This is a genomic window from Planctomycetota bacterium (genome assembly GCA_033763975.1).
In the GTDB taxonomy this organism is placed as follows: Bacteria; Planctomycetota; Phycisphaerae; order Phycisphaerales; family UBA1924; genus RI-211.
The window spans coordinates 1-20,172 of record JANRJM010000011.1; the positions used below are offsets into that span (position 1 = coordinate 1).

At 72.4% G+C, this 20,172-nt stretch carries 20 protein-coding genes; 5 read left to right on the forward strand and 15 right to left on the reverse strand.

Features of this window, described 5'->3' with window-relative positions; all coding sequences use genetic code 11:
- On the reverse strand, window positions 1-2,918 hold a 2,918-nt coding region (locus SFY69_06290; GenBank protein ID MDX2131641.1), incomplete at its 3' end, for a VWA domain-containing protein.
- Window positions 2,919-3,069: 151 nt separating this feature from the next.
- Between SFY69_06290 and SFY69_06295 the strand changes: the two genes are divergently transcribed.
- On the forward strand, window positions 3,070-4,335 hold the full coding sequence (locus tag SFY69_06295; protein MDX2131642.1) for a hypothetical protein: 1,266 nt from the start codon (window positions 3,070-3,072) through the stop codon (window positions 4,333-4,335).
- Between the two features lie 3 nt (window positions 4,336-4,338).
- Here SFY69_06295 and SFY69_06300 read toward each other — a convergent pair whose 3' ends face one another.
- On the reverse strand, window positions 4,339-4,623 hold the full coding sequence (locus SFY69_06300; GenBank protein ID MDX2131643.1) for a hypothetical protein: 285 nt from the start codon (window positions 4,621-4,623) through the stop codon (window positions 4,339-4,341).
- Window positions 4,624-4,735: 112 nt separating this feature from the next.
- Complete coding sequence (locus SFY69_06305) at window positions 4,736-5,521, reverse strand: enoyl-ACP reductase (protein MDX2131644.1); 786 nt, start codon at window positions 5,519-5,521, stop codon at window positions 4,736-4,738.
- Window positions 5,522-5,602: 81 nt separating this feature from the next.
- Between SFY69_06305 and nadC the strand changes: the two genes are divergently transcribed.
- Together nadC and SFY69_06315 are read left to right on the forward strand one after the other, a co-directional pair.
- Complete coding sequence (gene nadC / locus SFY69_06310; GenBank protein ID MDX2131645.1) at window positions 5,603-6,535, forward strand: carboxylating nicotinate-nucleotide diphosphorylase; 933 nt, start codon at window positions 5,603-5,605, stop codon at window positions 6,533-6,535.
- Complete coding sequence (locus tag SFY69_06315; GenBank protein MDX2131646.1) at window positions 6,532-7,392, forward strand: biotin--[acetyl-CoA-carboxylase] ligase; 861 nt, start codon at window positions 6,532-6,534, stop codon at window positions 7,390-7,392. Before nadC ends, SFY69_06315 begins: the two co-directional genes overlap by 4 nt.
- Before the next feature lie 31 nt (window positions 7,393-7,423).
- Here SFY69_06315 and SFY69_06320 read toward each other — a convergent pair whose 3' ends face one another.
- Together SFY69_06320 and SFY69_06325 are read right to left on the reverse strand one after the other, a co-directional pair.
- Window positions 7,424-7,846 carry an HIT family protein gene (locus SFY69_06320; protein MDX2131647.1) on the reverse strand — a complete coding sequence of 141 codons (423 nt, stop codon included), beginning with the start codon at window positions 7,844-7,846 and terminating at the stop codon, window positions 7,424-7,426.
- 29 nt (window positions 7,847-7,875) lie between these two features.
- Entirely contained in the window at window positions 7,876-8,292 is a 417-nt protein-coding gene (locus SFY69_06325) for a VOC family protein (protein MDX2131648.1), read from the reverse strand.
- Window positions 8,293-8,390: 98 nt separating this feature from the next.
- Here SFY69_06325 and mutL point away from each other — a divergent pair, with 98 nt between their 5' ends.
- Window positions 8,391-10,433 carry a DNA mismatch repair endonuclease MutL gene (gene mutL, locus SFY69_06330; protein ID MDX2131649.1) on the forward strand — a complete coding sequence of 681 codons (2,043 nt, stop codon included), beginning with the start codon at window positions 8,391-8,393 and terminating at the stop codon, window positions 10,431-10,433.
- A 34-nt stretch (window positions 10,434-10,467) separates the two neighbouring features.
- Here mutL and SFY69_06335 read toward each other — a convergent pair whose 3' ends face one another.
- Window positions 10,468-11,055, reverse strand: a complete 588-nt coding sequence (locus SFY69_06335; GenBank protein MDX2131650.1) for a hypothetical protein — start codon at window positions 11,053-11,055, stop codon at window positions 10,468-10,470.
- Window positions 11,056-11,242: 187 nt separating this feature from the next.
- Between SFY69_06335 and SFY69_06340 the strand changes: the two genes are divergently transcribed.
- Window positions 11,243-11,632, forward strand: a complete 390-nt coding sequence (locus SFY69_06340; GenBank protein MDX2131651.1) for a hypothetical protein — start codon at window positions 11,243-11,245, stop codon at window positions 11,630-11,632.
- An 84-nt stretch (window positions 11,633-11,716) separates the two neighbouring features.
- On the opposite strand, the gene SFY69_06345 is transcribed toward SFY69_06340, so the two are convergent.
- The 9 genes from SFY69_06345 to alaS all read right to left on the reverse strand — a co-directional run bounded on the left by SFY69_06345 (window position 11,717) and on the right by alaS (window position 20,136).
- Window positions 11,717-12,922, reverse strand: a complete 1,206-nt coding sequence (locus tag SFY69_06345; protein MDX2131652.1) for a phosphoglycerate kinase — start codon at window positions 12,920-12,922, stop codon at window positions 11,717-11,719.
- A gap of 40 nt (window positions 12,923-12,962) precedes the next feature.
- Window positions 12,963-13,571, reverse strand: a complete 609-nt coding sequence (gene atpH / locus SFY69_06350) for an ATP synthase F1 subunit delta (GenBank protein MDX2131653.1) — start codon at window positions 13,569-13,571, stop codon at window positions 12,963-12,965.
- A gap of 48 nt (window positions 13,572-13,619) precedes the next feature.
- Complete coding sequence (gene atpF, locus SFY69_06355) at window positions 13,620-14,207, reverse strand: F0F1 ATP synthase subunit B (protein ID MDX2131654.1); 588 nt, start codon at window positions 14,205-14,207, stop codon at window positions 13,620-13,622.
- A 110-nt stretch (window positions 14,208-14,317) separates the two neighbouring features.
- The gene (locus SFY69_06360) at window positions 14,318-14,521 is read right to left on the reverse strand and encodes an ATP synthase F0 subunit C (protein ID MDX2131655.1); all 204 of its coding nucleotides are present in this window, start codon (window positions 14,519-14,521) and stop codon (window positions 14,318-14,320) included.
- 193 nt (window positions 14,522-14,714) lie between these two features.
- On the reverse strand, window positions 14,715-15,632 hold the full coding sequence (atpB, locus tag SFY69_06365; protein ID MDX2131656.1) for a F0F1 ATP synthase subunit A: 918 nt from the start codon (window positions 15,630-15,632) through the stop codon (window positions 14,715-14,717).
- A gap of 14 nt (window positions 15,633-15,646) precedes the next feature.
- Entirely contained in the window at window positions 15,647-16,078 is a 432-nt protein-coding gene (locus tag SFY69_06370; GenBank protein MDX2131657.1) for a hypothetical protein, read from the reverse strand.
- Window positions 16,079-16,198: 120 nt separating this feature from the next.
- Window positions 16,199-16,693 (reverse strand): AtpZ/AtpI family protein, encoded by a 495-nt coding sequence (locus SFY69_06375; GenBank protein MDX2131658.1) that lies wholly within the window; start codon window positions 16,691-16,693, stop codon window positions 16,199-16,201.
- A complete protein-coding gene (locus SFY69_06380) occupies window positions 16,690-17,229 on the reverse strand; it encodes a hypothetical protein (GenBank protein ID MDX2131659.1) in 540 nt (179 codons plus the stop codon). The genes SFY69_06375 and SFY69_06380 overlap by 4 nt, the downstream gene beginning before the upstream one ends.
- 6 nt (window positions 17,230-17,235) lie before the next feature.
- On the reverse strand, window positions 17,236-20,136 hold the full coding sequence (gene alaS / locus SFY69_06385; protein ID MDX2131660.1) for an alanine--tRNA ligase: 2,901 nt from the start codon (window positions 20,134-20,136) through the stop codon (window positions 17,236-17,238).
- Window positions 20,137-20,172 lie beyond the last annotated feature (36 nt).

Here is a 20,172-nt window from a genome sequence, read left to right on the forward strand (position 1 = left end):
TCGGCGCGAAGGCCCGCGAGGCGCTCGGCCCGGCGCCGGTCGCGGGCGGCCGCCGCGAGCGCCGCCGCGTCGTTCGCGCCCAGCGTGAGGGCCGGGCCGGCGGGCGGCGCGTCCTCGGCGCGCAATCGCCCGGCCCGCAGCCCGCCGACGGTGCGGCCCGCCGCGAGCGCGCGCTCGCGTTCGAGACGCTCGGCGGCGAGCAGGTCCGGGTTGAACCGCCGGCTGATCCAGCGGTCCCAGGCGATGCGCCGCGTCGCGATGTCGAGCAGCAGCAGCGCGAGCGCCCACGACAGCAGCGGACGCCACAGCGACGACACGCTTTCGCGCGGCGGCACGCCGGTGCGCTCGAAGAGGGCGGCGTCGGCGGGGCGGTCGATGGACAGCACCCGCCCGCCGCTCGCGCGGGCGATGCGCTCGAGCAGGGCGGCGTCGGACGATCGCGCGCGGTACTCGACGCCCTCGAGCACGGTCGAGCCCACGACGCTCGCGGGCAGCGGGCGTCCGTCGCGCGTGGGGCGGATGACGGCGACGTGCGTGCCGGTCTCGCGCACGCGCGCGAGCCCCTCGTACACGCCCGGGGCCACCTGCGAGAGCACGAGCGTGCGGGCCTCGCCCGAGGGCGCGAAGACGGTCGCGTCGACGGCGAGCGCGTCCATGGGCGTGGCGTCGGGGTTCTGCGCGACCAGTCTCAGGCGGATGCCCTCGGGGCCTGATTCGCTCTCGCCCCGGATGGTCGGGCTCTCGGGCGCGCGGCCGACGGTGCGCAAGATCTGGGTCCAGAGGCGGGCATAGGCGGGATCGTCGATCCAGGCGCGCGACCAGGCGCCCGCGTCGCTCGTCCACGCCGCGACCTGCCCGAGGCCGACGTTCCAGATCGCGAGCACGGGCTCGCCCCGGGGCGTGGTCATCGCGAGGGTGATGCCCGGCTCGGTGCGCGGGCGGGTGAGCACGAGCCCGCCCAGGATCGGCGGCGCGTCGAGCCCGGCGGTGACGGCCGACCCGCCCCCGAGCACGACGGGCGTGAACGGCTCCTCGCGGATGAGCGGGGAGCGCACGATGCGGACGGCCTTGAGCAGCAGGCGGGGGAGTTGGGCGGCGCTCTGGGCCTCGAAGTGCTCGCCCCCGCCGACGGAGGCCATGCGCCGCAGCAGCGCGTTGTCGGCGCTGTCGCCCACCGCGATGGTCGAGACCTTGATGCCCTCCGCGGCGCACTGCTCGGCCAGGGGGACAAGGCGCTGCTGCGCCTGCGAGACGCCGTCGGTGAGGAGCACGATGTGGCGCACCTTCGCGTCGCGCCCGGCGCGGCGCATCTCGGCGATGGCGATCTCCATCCCCGCGGGCGCGTTGGTGCCGCCGCCCGACGAGATCCCCCGGATGGTGCGCACGAGGGCGGGCGGGTCGTCGTTGGGCGCCAGCGGCGCCTCGAGCGTCGCCTCGGTGTTGAACGTGACGACGCCCACCAGGTCGCGCCGGTCCATCGAACGCACCGCGAGGGCGGCGGCGTCGTTCGCCAGTTCCTGCTGCGAGCGACCCGACCCCAGCACCGGACGCCACATCGAGCCGGAGTTGTCGAGCACGAAGATCGTCGCGGCGTCGGGCGTCACGACCACGTCGGGCACCTCGAGGTCGACCGGGAGCACGGGCTCGAGCGTTGAGCCCCGCCAGCCGCCCGGCGCATACGAGTTGAGCCCCCCCACGTACACCAGCCCGCCCCCCAGGTCGTTCACATGCGTGCGCAGGGCGAGTTGCACGGCGTCGGGAACGTCCTCGGCCGGCACATCGTTCAGGATCACCAGGTCGTGCGCCTGCAGCGCGAGCAGGTCGGCCGAGAGCCCGGCGGGCGCGGTGACGCGGACGTCGGCCCCGCCCGCGCGCAGCACGCCCGCCAGCGTGCGCGACGACAGCGACTCGGGCTCGCCCACCAGCAGGACCGACCCGCGCCCGGGGCTCACGGTGAAGGCCTCGCCCCGGTTGTTCTCCTCGATCGTGTCGGCGAGCGCACGCACGCCCCCCTGGTCGTCGGGGCCCAGCGCGGGCTCGAAGACGGCCCGGAACCGGTGCACGCGCCCCTCGCCCAGCGGGACCTCCACCCGCTCGACGCGCAGCCCGGGCTCGAGCGCCACCGCCAGCCCGTCGCCGGGCGCGCCGGGCGAGATGTCCACGCTCTCGCCGTTGCGCAGGAGGCGGAGCGTGCCGGTCGTCGCCTGCGTGCTCGAGAGCGCGACGCGCACGCTGACCGTGCTGCCCGCGGCGGCGGTGGCGGGGGCGTCCACCGCCTCGATGGCGACCTCGCGGTCGACGCTGTACTCCAGCGGCACGACATCCACCGGCACCACCGTGCCGGCGACGACGCCCGCGCCCGGCGCTTCCTGCGCCGCGGTCAGGGCGTCGCCGGCGGTCTGCACGCCGTCCGAGATCAGCACGAGGCGACCGGCCGCGCCGGGGGGGATCATGGCGCGCGCCAGGCGCAGGGCCTCGGCGATGTTGGTGCCCTCGCCGGTGCGGACGTCGAGGGACAGATCGCCCACGCCCGCGCGGGTCGGCCTCCGGACGCCCACCGGCGCCGCGTCGAAGGCGACGATGCCCAGGAGATCGTCCGGTCCGCGCGAGACACCGGCGGCGCGAAGAAACGCGGCGGCCTGCGCGGTCGCGTCTTCGCCCTGTGCCCCCCGGTAATACCGACGAGCGCTCCCCGAGGTATCCACGACGGCGACCACCGCCAGCGCCTCGGACCGGCGGACCGTGCTCAGGTCCGCCAACGCCGCCACGAGCACGGCGCCCAGCACCACCCGCACCAGGACCGCGGCGGCCCGGCGCACGCCGGTCATCGCGAGCAGCCATCGCGCGCCGATCAGCGTGAGCAGCACGAGCGCGCCCAGCGCCCAGACCCAGACGGGCTCGTCGAGTCGGACCGTCACGAAGAAGAGCGTACGCGCGGAGTTATGCGACACGGCGCAGCGGCGGGCCGGCCGCACCGGCGTCAACCCCGTCATACGCGCGGTGATTCACCGGATCATCACGGATGGGAACACGAAATGGGCCATACCCGGGGACCGATGTCAGAGGGCCATGGAAGACACCAACACATTTCGCCAGGCGGGCGTGCTGCCGCTGTCCCGCCGTGAACCCTGGCCCGGATCGCTCGTGCGCCGGGCGACGCTCGCGACGTCCGCGATGCTGCTGAAGCTGAGCGCGGCGTCGATCGACGCCTGCCGCGGCGCCGGCCTGCGCGCGGGCGGGCACATGATGTTCCCGGGCTCGGCGGCCGACGCTCTCGGCGCCTGGCACGACCGCCAGGCATGGCCCGAGAAGCCGCTGCGGGTGGGGCTGGTGGATCCCGGGCACTGGGCGACCGTGCTCGCCGAGACCTCCGGGGCGACGCACGTCGAGTGGTACGCGCTGGCGGACGGCGTCGCGTGCGACTGGGTGCGCGAGGGGCTGGACGCGCTCGTCACGCACGACGCGGACGGGATGCTGACCATCGAGACGCCCGAGCACGCCGGGCGCGAGGCGCCGTGGTACGACTGGAACGCGCCGCGCCCGCTGTCGTACCCGTCGGTGTTCCCCAACCGGCTCGACGCGGCACGGGTGACCCTCGCCGAAGGGATGAGCGACGCCGCCATGACCCGGCTGATCATCGAGGCCGCCGGCATCCTCGCGCGTCATCCCGCACGCCTCACGCTGCACGACCGGCTGATCGGGCGGCGTCCGCTCCCGGCCACGCCCGAACGCAGCGAGCGCCCCGTGCGCTTCTACCCGCGCGCGGACGTGACGACCGCGATCGTCGGCCGCATGGTCGAAGAACTCGCGCGCTACCGGACCGGTTCGGTGCCGACCGACGCCGAGCGGGTCGCGGCCCGGCTCGTGAGCGCCTGGGCCGCCACCTGGTCGGCGGACGTCGACGAGGAGTTCCGCCGGCTGGCCGCGGAGGCGTCGATGCGGGTGTGCGCCGACGAGCCCGAGACGCTGCTGCGCGTGGGGGCGGTGCGGCTGTCGGGCATGGACGATGAGGCCGGGCTTGAAGTGCTGCTCCGCGCCGAGCGGGTGGTGCGTCGGCGCGAGCCATCCATCACCGACCAGGTGCCGTTCCTCGCGGGCGAACTGGACGCGGGCACGCCGGGCCCGCGCACCACGGGACGCATCGCCGCGGGCATCAGCCTGGTCGCCGCGACCCTTCCCGACGACAAGCTCGCGTACTTCCGCGACGATCTGACCGATGACCTGCGCCACGCCAACGCGCTCGTCGGGCGCGACCAGGATCACACGCTGCTGCTCTCGCTCGTCCGCCAGATCATCGAGTTCCGCACGAAGGTCGCGACCGCCGCGGCTGCCTGAACCCTACCCCGCGACGTCGAGCCGCCCCGGCCCGTCCGGGTGGTGCAGGCGCCCGCTGGCGGTGTACTGGCTCTGCTCCCGATCCTCGTGGGCTTCCTCCTGGTCGTTGCCCTTCAGCGAACGGGCGGCCTCCGGGGCTTCCACCTCGGTGCTGTCCACGAGCACCTCGTCCGCCGCGGGCGCGTGCTTCGGGGGTGGGGCCGGGCGCGCGGGCGGTCGAGCCATGACGCGTTCGGCGTGCAGCGCCCCGGCGAGTGACGCGGCGATGTTCGTGCCGATCACGGGCATACCCGTAGATCGGCGAGCGGCCCGCGCGCACTTGATCAACGGACCACCCGTTTAGGGGATGATGGCCGGAAACGCGCGGCGCGACGCGCACGCCCCGCGCCCGTCGCACGCATCAGGCTCCGAGAATGTTCACGCCGCAGTCCACGTAGATCGTCTCGCCGGTGACGCCCGAGGACAGGTCCGACACGAGGTACACCGCGGTGTCGCCGACCTCGCGCCCCTCGACGTTGCGCCGCAGCGGGGCCTTCTGCTCGACCATCGCGGAGATGGTGTCGACCCCGCCGATGGCCGACGCCGCGAGCGTCCGCAGGTACCCGCCCGAGATGAGGTTCACGCGGATCTTGTCGGGGCCGAGTTCGGCCGCGAGGTAGCGCCCGGTGGCCTCGAGGGCGGCCTTGGCGACGCCCATCACGTTGTACCCGGGCACGACCTTCTCGGCGCCGTAGTACGACATGCCGAGGATCGAGCCCCCGCCCGAGCGCGCCATCAGCGGCCTGGCGCGCTGCGCGAACGCCAGCAGCGTGTACGCCGAGACGTCCAACGCGCTCGTGTACTGTGCGCGGGTGGTGGTGATGAACTTGCCCGGCTGCAGGATGTCGCGGTCGGCGAAGGCGATCGAGTGGATCACGAAGTCCAGGCGGTCGAACGACTCGGCGTACTTCGCGAAAGCGCCGTCGATCTGCTCGTCGTTCCCCGCGTCCATCGGGCACATCCACGGGTTCTGGGCCCCCAGCGTGTCGACCGCGCGCCGGGTGCGGTGCTCGTTGCGCTCGCCGGGCATGTGCGTGAACGCGCAGCGCGCGCCGTGCTGAATCAGCGACTTGGCGATGTGCCACGCGTACGAGCGGTCGTTCGCGATCCCCACCACCAGCCCGACCTTGCCGTCCAGAAGACCCATGTGGTTGCGCTCCATGCGGCGTTGGGACGCCGGAATCGCAATGCTAGGAACCCACCCGCGCGACGCCCGGTACCATCCCGCGTGCCCGACGACACCGAAGTCAACGCCCTGCCCCTGCCCGACCTCTTCGCCCGGTTCGTCGCGAGCGGGCTGGTCGCGCGCGTCATCGACCTCGCCTTCGACGAAGACCTCGGGCGGGCCGGCGATGTCACCAGCCTCGCGTGCATCCCCGAGGATCGTGTGGGCGTTGGTCGCCTGGTGGCGCGCGGTGGGGGGGTCATCGCCGGGCTGGCCGCGCTTCCCCTCGTGCGGGATCGCTTCGCGCCGGGCCTCCATCTGCGCATCGCGCATCGCGACGCAACGCCCGCCGCGCCCGGCACGCTCCTGGCCGAGCTCACCGGCCCGCTGCGCGCCATGCTCGCGATGGAACGCACGGCCCTGAACCTCGTCGGGCGTCTCAGCGGGGTCGCGACGCGCACCGCGGCGTTCGTCGGCGCCATGCCGCCCGCCTCGCGTGCCGCGATCTACGACACGCGCAAGACCACCCCGGGCCTGCGCGTGCTCGAGAAGTACGCCGTGCGCTGCGGCGGGGGGCGCTGCCACCGCCTCGGGCTGCACGATGCGATGCTCATCAAGGACAACCACCTCGCGGGCGTCGGCACGGCGGAACTGGCGGCGTTCGTGCAGGGGGCGGCGTCGCGGGCGCGGGCGATGTCGCCGGTCGCGTTCGTGCAGGTCGAGGTCGACACGCTCGACCAGTTCGAAGCGCTGCTCGCGCTCCCGCCGGGCGTGGTCGACATCGTGCTGCTCGACAACATGACGCCCGCCGACCTTGCCCACGCCGCCCGCAGGCGCGACGCCCGCGCCCCGCGGCTCGAACTCGAGGCCTCGGGCGGGGTCACGCTCGCCACGCTCCCCGCGATCGCGACGAGCGGCGTGGATCGCATCAGCGTCGGCGGGATCACGCACCAGGCCGTCTCGCTGGATGTCGCCCTCGACGTGGAGCCCGGATGACCGCGCCCGACGAGACGGGCCGCGTGCGTGACGCGGTGGGCGAGATCCTGGCGCGCGAGCAACGCCCGGCGCGCGTCGTCGTGCTCGATGAAACGCCGAGCACGCAGGACGTCGCCCGCGAGATGGCGCGCGACCTCGAGGGGGCGTGGGGAGTGGCGATCGCGCTCGCGCAGACCGCCGGACGCGGGCGCCTCGGCCGCTCGTGGACCGCCTCGCCCGGCCTGTCGCTCGCGTGCACCATCGCGATCCCCGCCCCGGCGCTCGACCCGGCCCGCCTCAGCCTCGCGGCGGGCGTGGCGGCGGTGCGCGCGTGCGAGGCGCTGCTCGGCACGCCGAACGCAGTTACCCGGCCGCCCGCGCCTACCGCGCCAGATGCGCCGCCCGCTGCCCGTCTGGGCCTGCGCTGGCCGAACGACGTCGTGGAGCGCGGCCCGCGCGGGCGCAAGCTGTCGGGCGTGCTCATCGAGATGGCCGGCGGGGCGGCGTTGGTGGGCGTGGGCATCAACCTCCGACACACCGACGCCGACTGGCCCGCCGAACTCCGCGGCCGGGCCGTCTCGCTGCGACAACTGGCGTCCCGCGACGACGGGCCGCTCGTCGACGTTTCCGCCGCGGCGTGCGCGCTGGTTCGCGCCATGAGCCGCGTGCTGCGCGAGCCGTTCGAGCACGCCCTCGACGACTGGCGCGCGTGCGACGTGCTCACGGGCACCCGGCGCGCGTTCGTCCGCGATGGCGTGCGCTACGAGGGGATGGTGCGGGGCGTCGACCCGCTCAGCCACCTGGAACTCGACGACGACCAGCGTGGCCTCGTGCGCCTCGACGTGCTCACGACCTCTATGGTGCACGACGTGCCGTGAGGGAACGGCGCGAGCCGCCGGGAACGCCCCCTCACACCCCGGCCGCGATCTCGCGCGCGAGCGATGCGCCCTCGCCAGCGTCGAGCTTGCCGGCCTTCCACACGATGCCCAGCCCCGCGCCGTCGGTGCGGTCGGCGTACTTGGGGATGATGTGGAAGTGCACGTGGTCGATCGCCTGGTGCGCCAGCCCGCCGTTGTTCTGCAGCACGTTGTACGCCGTCGCGCCCGTCGCCCGCATCACGGCCCGGCAGATCCGCGGCAGCACCCGCCCGATCGCGGCGGCCGCGTCGTCGGACAACTCCGCCAGCGTCGCCTTCGCCTCCCTGGGGATCACCAGCGTGTGCCCGCGGCTGATCGGGAAGATGTCGAGGAACGCCAGCACGTGCGCGTCCTCGTGCACCGTGTGGCACGGGATCTCGCCCCGCAGGATCTTCGAGAAGATGGTGTCGGCCATGGTCTCATCGTAGTGACCGGGCTGAACTTCTACACGCGTGTCGGCAGGGCCGTGGTGTCGAGCCAGATCACTTCCCAGATGTGCCCGTCGAGGTCGGTGAAGGCGTGCCCGTACATGAACGCGTGCTCCTGGGGCTCCTTGTGCACGCTCCCTCCCGCGGCGACGGCCCGGCGGACCAGCTCGTCCACGTCCTCGCGCCGTGGCCTGGTGATGCACACGAGCACCTCGGTGGTGCGGGTCGCGTCGGCGATGGCCTTGGTGGTGTACGAGCGGAAGGCGTCGTGCGTCAGGAGCATCGCGAAGATGGTGTCGGAGAAGACGACGCACGAGCCGTGCTCGCCCGAGAACCGCGGGTCGATCTCGAACCCGAGGTGCCGGAAGAACGCGGTCGATGCCGCCAGGTTGCGGACGGGCAGGTTGACGAAGATCTGCGTGTGTGCCGCCATCGTGGCCTCCGCGGGCGCGGCGTGCGCCGGGCCCCGCGGGGCGAGCATACCACGCTGCGTGTCGGGAGCGCCCCGAAGACGCGGGAGTACGATCGCGCGTGCAGGAGAGCCGCCGCCCGATCCGAGTGCTGCCGCCGCTCGTCGCGAACCAGATCGCCGCGGGAGAGGTGGTGGAGCGTCCGGCCAGCGTCGTGAAGGAACTGCTCGAGAACGCGATCGACGCCGGCGCCACGCGCCTGGTCGTCGAGCTCGAGCAGGGCGGCATCGAGCTGGTGCGCGTGACGGACGACGGCGTGGGGATCCCGCCCGACGAGCTCCCGCTGGCGCTGGAGCCGCACGCCACGAGCAAAGTCTGGTCGCCCGACGACCTGGCCCGCATCGCGACGCTGGGGTTCCGGGGCGAGGCGCTCGCGTCGATCGCGTCGGTGTCGCGCCTGTCGATCCGCTCGCGCACGCCCGGCGAGGCGGGCGCGACGCAGATCGACCAGGAGGGCGACCGGCGCACCGCCCCGCGCCCGGCGCCCGGGGCCGTGGGAACCAGCGTCGGCGTGCGCAACTTGTTCTTCAACACGCCCGCACGCCGCAAGTTCCTCCGCACCGTGCAGACCGAGCAGGAACGCAGCGTCGAGGTCGTGCGCCACGTCGCGCTGGCGCACCCGGGGGTGGGCGTGCGGCTCACGTGCGACGGGCGCGAGGTGCTCGACCTGCCGGCGAACCAGTCGCCCCGCGCGCGCGCCCTGGCCGTGCTGGGGGGCGAGCTCGCGGGCGAACTGCTGGACGTGGCGGCCGATCGCTTCGACGACGCGCGCGGGCTCACGCTGTGGGGGCTCGCGGGCACGCCGTCGATCGCGCGCGGGAGCGCCAAGGGCCAGTTCGTGTTCGTCAACGGGCGCCCGGTGCGCGACCGGACGATCCAGCACGCGATCGCCGAGGCGTACCGGGGCCTGATCGACGCGTCGCGCTACCCGACGGTGGTGCTCATGATCGAGATGTCGCCCGAGGGCGTCGACGTGAACGTGCACCCGCAGAAGGCCGAGGTGCGCTTCCGCGATTCCTCCATGGTGCACTCGACCGTGCTGCGGGCGCTGCGCGATGCGCTCCGGGGCGCGGACCTCACGCCCGCGCTGCACGCCTCGCCGGCGTTCCAGTCGCTGGCGCGCCAGGGCGTGCCGGCGTCGATTCCCGGGTCGGGGCTTTCAGGAGTGGGGCTGTCCGGTCTGGGGCCGCCCGGTTCGGGGCCGCCCAGTTCGGGGCCGTCGGTGCCGAACGCGGCCGGTGCCGCGGCACCGTGGGCCGGCGCGCGCGCGGGCGCCTCAGGCGACAACGTCGCACGCTTCGTCGAGTACTTCACCCGCCCCGCGCCGGCGCAGCGCACGCTGGATTTGATCTCGGTGCCCGCGCTGCGCGAGGCGCTCTCCCCCGCGGCTCCGGACGCCGCGTCGCCCGCGCCGGTCGAGGTGCTGGCGCCCGATCGCGCGGGCGCCCCCGACGCAGGCCGCCCCGCCTGGCGTGACGATCCGCCCGGCCCGCTGGTGCCGCAGGAGGCGCCCCGCGTGCTGCAGGTGCACAAGAGTTTCCTCGTCACGCAGGACGAGCAGGGCGTGGTCATCATCGACCAGCACGCCCTGCACGAGCGCGTGATGTTCGAGTACCTGCTGGCCCGCGTGCTCGGCCCCGAAGGGCGGCCTCTGGAAACGCAGCGTCTGCTCAGCCCCGCGGTGGTCCCGTGCTCGCCCTCGCAGGGCGAGCGGCTGGGCGCGCTCCGCCCGCTGCTGGCGCGCCTGGGCATCGAGTGCGAGGCGCTGGGGCCGACGACGCTGGGCGTGCAGGCGTTCCCGTCGTTCCTGTTCGAGCGGGGCGTCGATCCCGTCGAGTTCATGACCGGGCTTCTGGAACGCATCGAGCAGGCCGACTTCCTCCGCGAGGCGTCGCACGCCGGCGAGGCGGCGTTGCGCGAGGTGCTCGACATGATGAGCTGCAAGGCGGCCGTCAAGGCCGGGGACCGCCTCACCGACCTCGAACTGGGCGAACTCGTGCGACTGCGCGAGGACGTCGAGCGAGCGTCGAGCTGCCCCCACGGGCGCCCGACCAGCATCCGCCTGAGCATCCGCGAACTGGAGAAGCTCTTCGGGCGGACGTGACGCGGCGGTCAGCGATCAACGCCCCGCGCGCCCTCTACGACCGCCGCCGGCGGGCGACGGCCAGCCCGGTCGCGAGCAGGAGGGCGCTCGCGCCCGGGGAGGGCACGTCGACGACGACGTCCCAGCCGTACTCGGTGTACGGCCCGATCTGCTGCACCCAGAACGAGTACGTGCCCGCGGGCAGCGGCGGGGTGAACCCCATGCCGTTGCTGCCCATGATGGGGAGCAGGTCGACGTTCAGGTCCTGGGGACCGAAGAGCATCCAGCCGAGGAGGTCGTCGGGCTGCACGGTCTCGGGGTCGTTCGGAAAGACCGGGCCGGGCTGAATGCCGCCGAACGCGGCGAAGTCGTCCGACGCCCAGCCGGTGAGCGTGATGGACGAGAGTTGAAAGCCCGCGGGCACGGTGAAGCTGAAGTAATCGCGGTCGAACGAGCCGTCCGGGTTGTCACCCGAGATCACGCCGAACAACTCGTTCGAGCCCGGCGTGAGCGTGAACGCCGTGGGCTCGAAGCGGTTATTGGACAGGTCTCCCTGCAGGAACTCGTTGTAGAGCAGCCCCGCGCTGGCCGGGGCGGCCAGGGGGACGCAGAGCATCAGGATCGCGGCTGAGCGGGTGTTCATGCGGGGGTCCTCCGTCGTGCGGAACGATCAATTCTGGCACATGTTTCTGCGCGGGCAAGCAAATTCGGTGATCGCCGCCTCCGGGCGCCCGCATGAACCGCTGGTTTCGCGGGTGCTGCGTCGTGCGCCCGATCAGCCGGGCGCCCCGGGGCGTATCGAGCGTGGGGACGGGCCCAGGGAGGCGCCCGTGAAAGACGTTCGAGTGATTCACCCCGACGGGACGACGACGCGCGCCGTCACCGATTCTTCCGTCGAGCACGTGCTGCCCGAGACGACCATGCCCGGCACGCCCGAGGAAGCGGCCTCGGAAATCCGCGAGGTGAGCCCCGAAGGCCGCCCCGGCGACGCGAAGACCGGCCCGGGCGGGATCATGCTGTGGATGGCGGCGGCGCTCGTGTTCGTGATCGTCGTGTCGGTGGTGGTGGGGTGGTGGGTCGATTGGCCGGTGGGCGCGATGGTGTTCGCAATCGGTACGATCGGGCTGCTGTCGAACCCGTCGATCTACGCCGCGGCGAGCCGGGCGAAGGAGCGCGGGGCGGTCATCCGCCAGCACCGGCACGACCACCCGCCGCGGTGAAGCACCCGCGCAGGACGAGCCGCGCGTGGGGCGTTCGGCCCGTGCGGCACCCCGGGGCGCGATGTGTCGAAGGCGCGAGCGTGCCTACGCGTTGTCGAGCAGGTCGACGCTCTCGAACTTCTTGCCCTCGAGCATCTCGAGGCTGGCGCCCCCGCCGGTCGAGACGTGCGACATCCTGTCGGCGAGGTGGAACTTCTCGACCGCCGCGGCGGAGTCACCCCCGCCGACGATGGAGACGGCACCGCTCTTGGTGGCGTCGGCGATGGCCTTGGCCACCTGCTGGGTGCCCTGCGAGAAGGGCGACCACTCGAACACGCCCATCGGCCCGTTCCACACGATCGTCTTGGCCTTGCGCAGCGTGAGGGCGTACTTGGTCTGGGTCTTGGGGCCGATGTCGAGCCCCATGAACCCGTCCTTGATCTCGGCGTCGAAGACCTCGATGTCGCCGGACTGCTCGTCGAACTGCGTGGAGCAGACGTGGTCGAGCGGGTAGAGGATCTCGACCTTCATCTTCTTGTCGAGCTCGATGATGCGTTTCGCGTCCGCGATGCGGTCCTGCTCCACGCGCGAGGTGCCGACGTTCTTGCCCATCGCCGCGAGGAACGTGTAGGCCATCGCGCCGCCGACAAGGATGAAATCGGCCTTGGGCAGCAGGTTCTCGATGGCGCCCAGCTTGTCCGAGACCTTCGCCCCGCCGAGCACGACGACGAAGGGCTTGGCCGGGTTCGCGAGCGTCTCGGAGAGGAACTTGATCTCCTTCTCGACCAGGAACCCGCTGACGCGGGGCTTGCCGCTCATGGCCTTGGGGACCGCGACCATGCTGGCGTCGGGGCGGTGGCAGGTGCCGAAGGCGTCGTTCACGTAGACGTCCCCGTACGCCGCGAGCTTGGCCGCGAACGCCGGATCGCCCTTCTTCTCGCCCTTGTGGAAGCGGAGATTCTCGAGCAGCAGCACGTCGCCGTTCTGCATCGCCGCGACGGCGGCCGCGGCGGCCTGGTCGGTGCAGTCCTGGCTGGGGAACGCGACGGGCTTGCCGAGCAGTTCGCCGAGGCGGACGGCGCACGCCTTGAGCGAGGCGTCGGCCTCGTAGCCCTGCCCCTCGGGTCGCCCCATGTGCGACATGAGGATCGCCCGCCCGCCCCGGTCGATGACGGAGCGGATCGTGGGGAGCGCCTCGCGGATGCGCCGGTCGTCGGTGATCGCGCCGTTCTCGACCGGCACGTTGAAGTCGACGCGGATCAGGACGCGTTTCGCGGACACGTCGACGGCGCCGATGGTCTTCTTGGGCATGGGCTGTTCTCCGCTGGAGTTCGGGTCGGGCGGGGACGGGCTACTCGGACAGGATGTCGGGGAGGCGCGCTCGCACGCCGGCCGCCCCGTCGGTCGCCAGCTGGTCCTTCAGACGCCGCAGCTTCGTGGCGATCGACCCGTCGATGAGCTGGTCGCCGATGCGCAGCTTGACCCCGCCGATCATCTGCGGATCGATGTACGGGTGCAGCACGACCTCGCGCGACAGCGCCCCCTGCAGGCGCTCGCGCAGCGAGGCGAGCGAGGCGGCGTCGAGGCGCTCGGCGGTGAAGACGTCCACCTCGACGCGTCCCAGGCGCTGCTGCACGAGCGAATCGAACCCCTCGACGAACGCCGGCAGCGCGCCGATCCGCTTCTTCGCGTTCAGCACCAGCAGGAAGTTCAGGGTCAGGTCCGTCACGCGCCCGGCGAAGATCCGGCGCAGCGACGCGCCCCGCGCCTCGGCGGTCACCGATCGCGACGAGAGCAGCTCGGCGAACTCGGCGTCGTGGCGCGCGATCTCCAGGACGTCCTCGAGTTCGGCCAGCACTTCTTCGATCTTCTCGCGCCCGCCCCGCTCCGACGCGAGGTCGTACAGGCTGCGGGCGTAGGTGAGCGCGACGGCGTCGGCGGGGATTTCGAGCAGCGGCATGGTCGGTCGTCGTCCTTCCTCGGGAGGGGGTCGTCCGCGGGCGCGCGGTCAGTTCCGCGACGCCGCCAGCTGGGTCACCGATTCTTCGACCAGCGCCTGGGTGTCGGCGGGGGTCACCTGGCGCTTCAGGATCTTGCCGGCGATCATCGCGCCGAGGTTCGACGCCTCGGCGTAGACCTCCGCCACCGCCGCCCGCTTGGCGGCCTCGATGTCCTTGCGGGCCCGGTCGCGCATCGCCGTCAGCTCCGCGTCGGCCTGGGCCTTGAGCGACGCCGCCAGCGCCGTCTGCTGCTGGCGCGCCTGCTCGATCATCTTCTGGGCCTCGGCCCGCGCCTGCGCGAGCGACTGCTGGTACTGCTCCAGCGCGTCCTTGGCCTGCTGGCGGGCCATCTCGGCGGCCTCGATCTCTTCGCGGATCTTGTTCGACCGGGCGTCGAGCGCCCCGGCGATCACGGGCCACACCTTCACGTGCAGCACCGCCGCCACGATCACGAACACCACCACCGCGGTGATCGCCGTCACCAGCCCCTGGTTGGGCGAGGGGACGGCCTGCAGCGGCGCGTGATGGGCATCGTCGGCTCCGAACGCGACCGGGGCCAGCACAGCGAGCATCGCGAACGACACGGGGATCTTCATGCGGCAACTCCGCGAACGGGTGGCGGGGCTCCAGGCCCCTTCGGGTGGATCTCGAACAATCGCCCCGACGCCGGTGAGGGCGGCGGGGCGTACGTCTGGATGACGGAGCCTTAGGCCAGGAAGCCCACGGCCACCGCGAACAGCGTCGCGCCTTCGATCAGCGCCGCCGCCAGGATCATGTTGATCTGCACCTTGCCGGCCGCCTCGGGCTGGCGGGCGATCGACTCGACGGCGGCCTTGCCGACCAGGCCGATGCCCAGCCCGCCGCCCACCACCGCCAGGCCCGCGCCCAGCGCCGCCAGGCCCTTGCCCATGGGCGTGCCGACGTCCTCGGCGGCCTGGGGGGCGGCGGCCGCCGCCGCCGCGATCGCCGGGAAGGCCAGCACCGCGGCGCCGGCGAACAGAGCAGAGATCTTCTTCATCGCAACATTCCTTTCACACCAACAACCCGCACGAGCGAGGAAAGCGTCGGGGCGGGGTCCGCCGCCGCCGAACATGGCCCGTTATTCACGCGTGCGCGTGCTCGTGGCCGGGGGCATGGGCGTGCTCGTGTTCGTGCCCATGCTCGTCCGAGTGATCCATGAGAGAGATGAACACCGTCGTGAGGAACATGAAGATGAACGCCTGCAGGAACGCGACGAACAGCTCCAGGAACATGATCGCGATCGCCCCGACGACGCTGATCAGCGTCACCGGCGCCTGGATCAGCAGGCTCTTGCCCCACACCTGCCCCACGAACCCGAACAGCGTCGCCAGCAGGATGTGCCCGGCGGTCATGTTCGCGAACAGACGCAGCGCCAGCGCCACCGGCTTGATCAGCACCTGCCCCGCGAACTCCAGCAGGAAGATCAGCCACGCCACGAACCAGGGCGAGCCCGCCGTCATGTGCGCGAAGTACCCGCCGATCCCCAGCCGCTGGATCGCCGCGATGTTGAAGAAGATGCCCGCGATGACGGCGAGCGCTCCGGTCACCCAGATGTTCTGCGTCGCCGTCCCGCCGATGAACGTCTCGTGGTCCGCCTTCAGGTCCGGGATCGCGATGTGCACGATGTCCATCAGCGGGACCAGCCCCAGCAGGTTGTTGATCAGGATGAAGAAAAAGATCGTCCAGAGGAACGGCGTCACCTTGTTCGTGCGATCGTGCAGCAGCGGGCGGACGACCTCCTCGCGCAGGTACAGGCAGATCACCTCGATCATCTGCGGGAACCGACCCCGCGTGAGGTACCGGTCCGCGCCCATCGTGTCCGGGCCCGTGCGGATCCGCCCGGCGACCCACAGCATGCCCAGCACCAGCAGCACGCCCCCCAGCACCAGGTTCCCCTGATTGCCGGACCACAGCCACAGCCCGTGGTCCGTCTTGAGGAACGGGTGGTTGTACACGTGCTGGGCGGGGTCGTCGGCGGCGAGAGTGAACAACTGGTGCATGGGTGCTCCGAAAGTCATGCGGCGTGGGGGCCGGCCCCGCCGCGCTCCGACGCGGGCCGCAGGCCCCGCGCGAGTGGGTCTGTCGGTACGAGCGCGACGCCGCCGGAGCGTCCGCGCAGAATCACGATCGCCATCGCCGTTTCCGCCACCAGCACGACGCCCGCCCCGGCCAGCAGCGCGATCGCGAACGGCTGACGGGGCAGGTCCTCGACCACGCGGCTCGCCAGCCCGCCCGCCGACAGCAGCGCCAGCATCCGGGCCATCGACGACCCCGCCACCACCAGGCCCCACCGCTCGGCGGACACGTGCAGCAGCGCCGGCGCGAAGGTGAACACCGACGACACCAGCAAGACCAGGACCGCGGCCTGCTTCGCCCCGCCGGTGTTCTCGCCCGCGGGCGCCAGCATCCACGCCAACCCCAGCGCGACACCCGTCGCGATGGTCATCGCGAGGGCGTATCGGACGCGCGGGATGGCGGAAGACGGGTCACGCATGGTCTGGCCCCGCGCCCTGCCCGGCGCGAGGGGATCAAGGGTAGCGCTCGCGTCCCCGTCCGGCGAGGTTGGTCACGGTTTGCGCGCGCCCCGCGGGCCGTCCCCCGGGCGCTGCCCCGGTCCCGGGCTCCCGGCGCGCTCGCCACCCCTCGCCCGCTCGCGGGCACGCTCCTCGAGCAGGGTGCGACGCAGGATCCGCCAGAGCGCGTACGCGAAGCCCAGCCCCAGCCCGATGAGTGCGCCCGTGGGCGTCGACTTGAAGTAGAGATCGGCTGCGACGCCGATGAGCAGCCCGCCCGCGATGGTGAACATGAACTCCATCGCCACGCCCCAGGCCTTGCCCATCTCGCTGAGCGAGGTGCGGCGTGATGCGCCCGTCTCGGCGGGGGCTCGCACCGGGTGCAGCAGCACCGACGGGATCGGCGGGGGCTCGGGCGTTGGGGGAATGAACGCGACGTCGTGGCGGGCGTCCTCACCGGGAGTGTGGTCGTGCCCGCCGCTCCACGGCCCGGGGTCGGGCGGGGAAAAGTCGGGGGGCGGAACGTCCGGCGGGGGGGAGTCGCTCACGGGGCATTGTTCGGGGGTATACCCGACCCGTGCCGGCGCAGGGCCAGCACCGCCCAGGTCGCCTCGGCCGCGGTGATGAGGAACACCGCGGCGATCAGCGCCACGACGAAGGGCGTGCGCTCCGGGCGGAGGTTGATCCAGAGCGTGTAGCCGAGAAGGCCCGCCACGCCCAGTCGCACCATGGACGCCACGACGATGGCCACGCCCAGCCGCGACGGGCCGCGCATCGCCCGGGGCGCGAGCACGAAAAGCCCGACGACCGCCCCCGCGCACGCCGCGAACGCCCCGAGCATCGCCGAGTGGGACGGGCTGGTGCCGCCGGACTTTTCGCCCACGATGCCCGCGGCGAAGAACCCCAGCGGCATCGCGAGGAGGCACGCGCACGCGACCGCACCAACCAACAGGGGCAGGCGCCCGATCGGGGCGTCGGGAACTGCGCCCGGGCCCGTGCCGCGCACGCCTCCCGGCGGCGCCGCCGAGCCCGCGGGCGCGGGTTGGTCCGGGGCCTTGTCGATGGGCCTTGGGGGGGCGCTCATGGCGGGCTACTTCATGGCGATGGTCAGTGCGCTCACGCGGGCGGCCTTGATCGCGTCGCTCACCTTCGCGATGTCCGTGCCGCCGCCCTGGGCGCTGTCGGGCTTGCCCCCGCCCTTCCCGCCCAGCAGCGCGCAGGTGTCGCGGACCCAGTCGCCCGCGCGCAGGCCCTTCTGCACGAGCCAGTCGGGGACCATCGCGCACACGCCCACCTTGCCGGCCCCCTCGTCCACGCACACCAGCATCACCGCGGACTTCGTGCAGATGTCGCGCACCGTCTTGACGGCGGCCTGCAACGCCGCCCGGTCGTCGCCGATCGCCAGCGTCGTGACGATCACCTGGTCGTTGGCGGCCTGGGCGCTCTGCGCGATGCTGCGCGCCAGTCGGACGGCCTCGTCGCGCATCGCGGCGCCCATCGCCTTCTCCGCCGCCTTCACACGCTCCTGCAGCGACGCGATCCCCGCGCGGACCTGCGCCTTGCGCCACGACGAGCAGACCGCGGCGTCCAGGTCCGCCAGCAGCCCCTGCACGAGATTCGGAAGGTCGATGTCGCGCGCGCCCGCCGCCTCCGCGACGCGCCGTTCGAGCGCGATGCCCGCGGCCTGGGCGGCTTCCGCCGGCTCGCCCGTCAGGGCCACGATGCGCCGGATGCCCTTCGCGACGGCCTCCTCGCCCACCACCGCGAACGACGCCAGCAGCGCCGTCCGCTCGACGTGCGTCCCGCCGCAGAACTCGACCGACAGCTCGCGCCACGCCGGGTTGGCCGGGCCCGCCACCAGGTCCGACACGGGCTGCCCGATCGAGACCACGCGCACGGGGTCGGGGTATGTCTCGCCGAAGACCGCGCGCAGCCCGCTGATCTCGCGGGCCGCCGCCAGCGGCGCCGGCTCGGCGTACACCGTCAGGTCCTGGCGGATGGCGGTGCCGACGATCTCCTCGATACGCCGCAGCTCGTCGGGCGAGACCGGCTGCGCGTGGCTGAAATCGAACCGGAACCGGTCGGGGGCGACGAGCGAGCCCTTCTGGTCCACCCCGTCGCCCAGCACCGCGCGGAGCGCGAAGTTCGCCAGGTGCGTGCCCGTGTGGTTGCCCGCGATGCGCGCCCGACGCAGCTTGTCGATCTGCATCGACACGCTGTCGCCCACCCGGATCTCCCCGTGCGTCACGCGCCCGATGTGCAGCACGTACCCGCCGAACGCCTGCACCGATTCGACGACGAACTCGCCCCCCTCGTGCCGGTCGTGCGCGTGGGCGCGGCTCTCGGACACCACGACGATCCGCCCCGCGTCGCACTCCTGCCCGCCCATCGTCGCGTAGAACGGTGTGCGGTCGGTCACGATGCCGATCGTGCGTGACCGCTGCGACAGCGTGACCCGCGCGTGCTCGTCGAAGTGCTCGCCCGTCCAGATCGCACGCACGTGCGCCACCAGATCTCGCGCCTGGAACTTGTGATGATCGTCCGTCGCGTCGATGTGCAGGTGCTTCAGGCGCGCCACCGCATCGCCCGGGAGCGTCAGCGCCTTCGCCTCGTCCTTCGCATCGACCGCGCGAGAACGCTCCTTGGCGGCCTCCATCGCCGCCTCGAACCCGGCGACGTCGACCTTCAGCCCGCGCTCCTCGGCCATCTGCACGGTCAAGTCGATCGGGAACCCGTAGGTGTCGTACAGCTTGAAGGCGTCGTCGCCCGAGATCGGGCTGCGGGCCGCGACTTCTTCGAAGAGCTTGATCCCGCGGTCCAGCGTCTTGCCGAAGCTCTCTTCTTCCTCGTGGATGACCGCCGCGACGCGGGCGGGGTCCTTGTTCAGTTCGGGGAACGCGTGCCCGAAGCGCTCGACGACGGTGGGGACGAGCTGCGCGAAGAACCCCGTGCGGGCGCCCAGGACCTGGCGCCCGAAGCGGACGGCCCGGCGCAGGATGCGGCGCAGCACGTACCCCCGCCCGACGTTGCTGGGCAGCGCGCCGTCGGTGATGGCGAACGTGAGCGTGCGGATGTGGTCGGCGATGACGCGGTAGGCCGTGTCGACGTTGCCGGTGTCGGCGGCGCCGAGGCGGCCCGTGTAGCCGTGGGGCGGGTTGGTGAGCTGCTCGATGCGCGCGAAGATGGGCATGAACACGTCGGTGTCGTAGTTGCTGCGCTTGTTCTGGAGGATCGAGGTGAGGCGTTCGAGCCCCATGCCGGTGTCGACGTGGCGCGCGGGCAGGGGCTTGAGCGTGCCGGCGTCTTCGCGGTTGAACTGGATGAACACGTTGTTCCAGATCTCGATGAGATCGGGGTCGCCGGCGTTGACGAGCTCGGGGACGAAGCGCCCGCGCTCCTGCGGGCCGATGCGGTCGTAGTGGATCTCGGTGCACGGGCCGCACGGCCCGGTCTCGCCCATCTCCCAGAAGTTGTCCTTCATGTTGCCCGGGAGGACGCGCTCGGGGGGCAGGTACTTGAGCCACAGCGCGCGGGTCTCGTGGTCGGGCTCCAGGCCTGCCCTGGGGTTGCCCTCGAAGTACGTGGCGTAGAGGCGGTCGGGCGAGAGGGCGTAGACCTTCGTGAGCAGTTCCCACGACCAGTCGACGGCCTCCTGCTTGAAGTACTCGCCGAACGACCAGTTGCCGAGCATCTCGAAGAACGTGTGGTGGTAGGTGTCCTTGCCCACGTCGTCGAGGTCGTTGTGCTTGCCGCCCGCGCGGATGCACTTCTGGCTGTTGGCGGCCCGTCGCAGGCGCCCCAGGTCGGAGTTCGGGTCGGCCTGCCCGAGAAAGATCGGCTTGAACTGGTTCATCCCCGCGTTCGTGAAGAGCAGCGTCGGGTCGTCGAGCGGGACGCACGGCGACGAGGGCACGAAGACGTGCGACCGCTTCGAGACGAAGTAGTCGATGAAGGCGGCGCGCACGCGATCGACGGTCCAGTGGGTGCCCATAGGGGGCGGATTGTAGTTTCACGCCGGGCGGGCAGA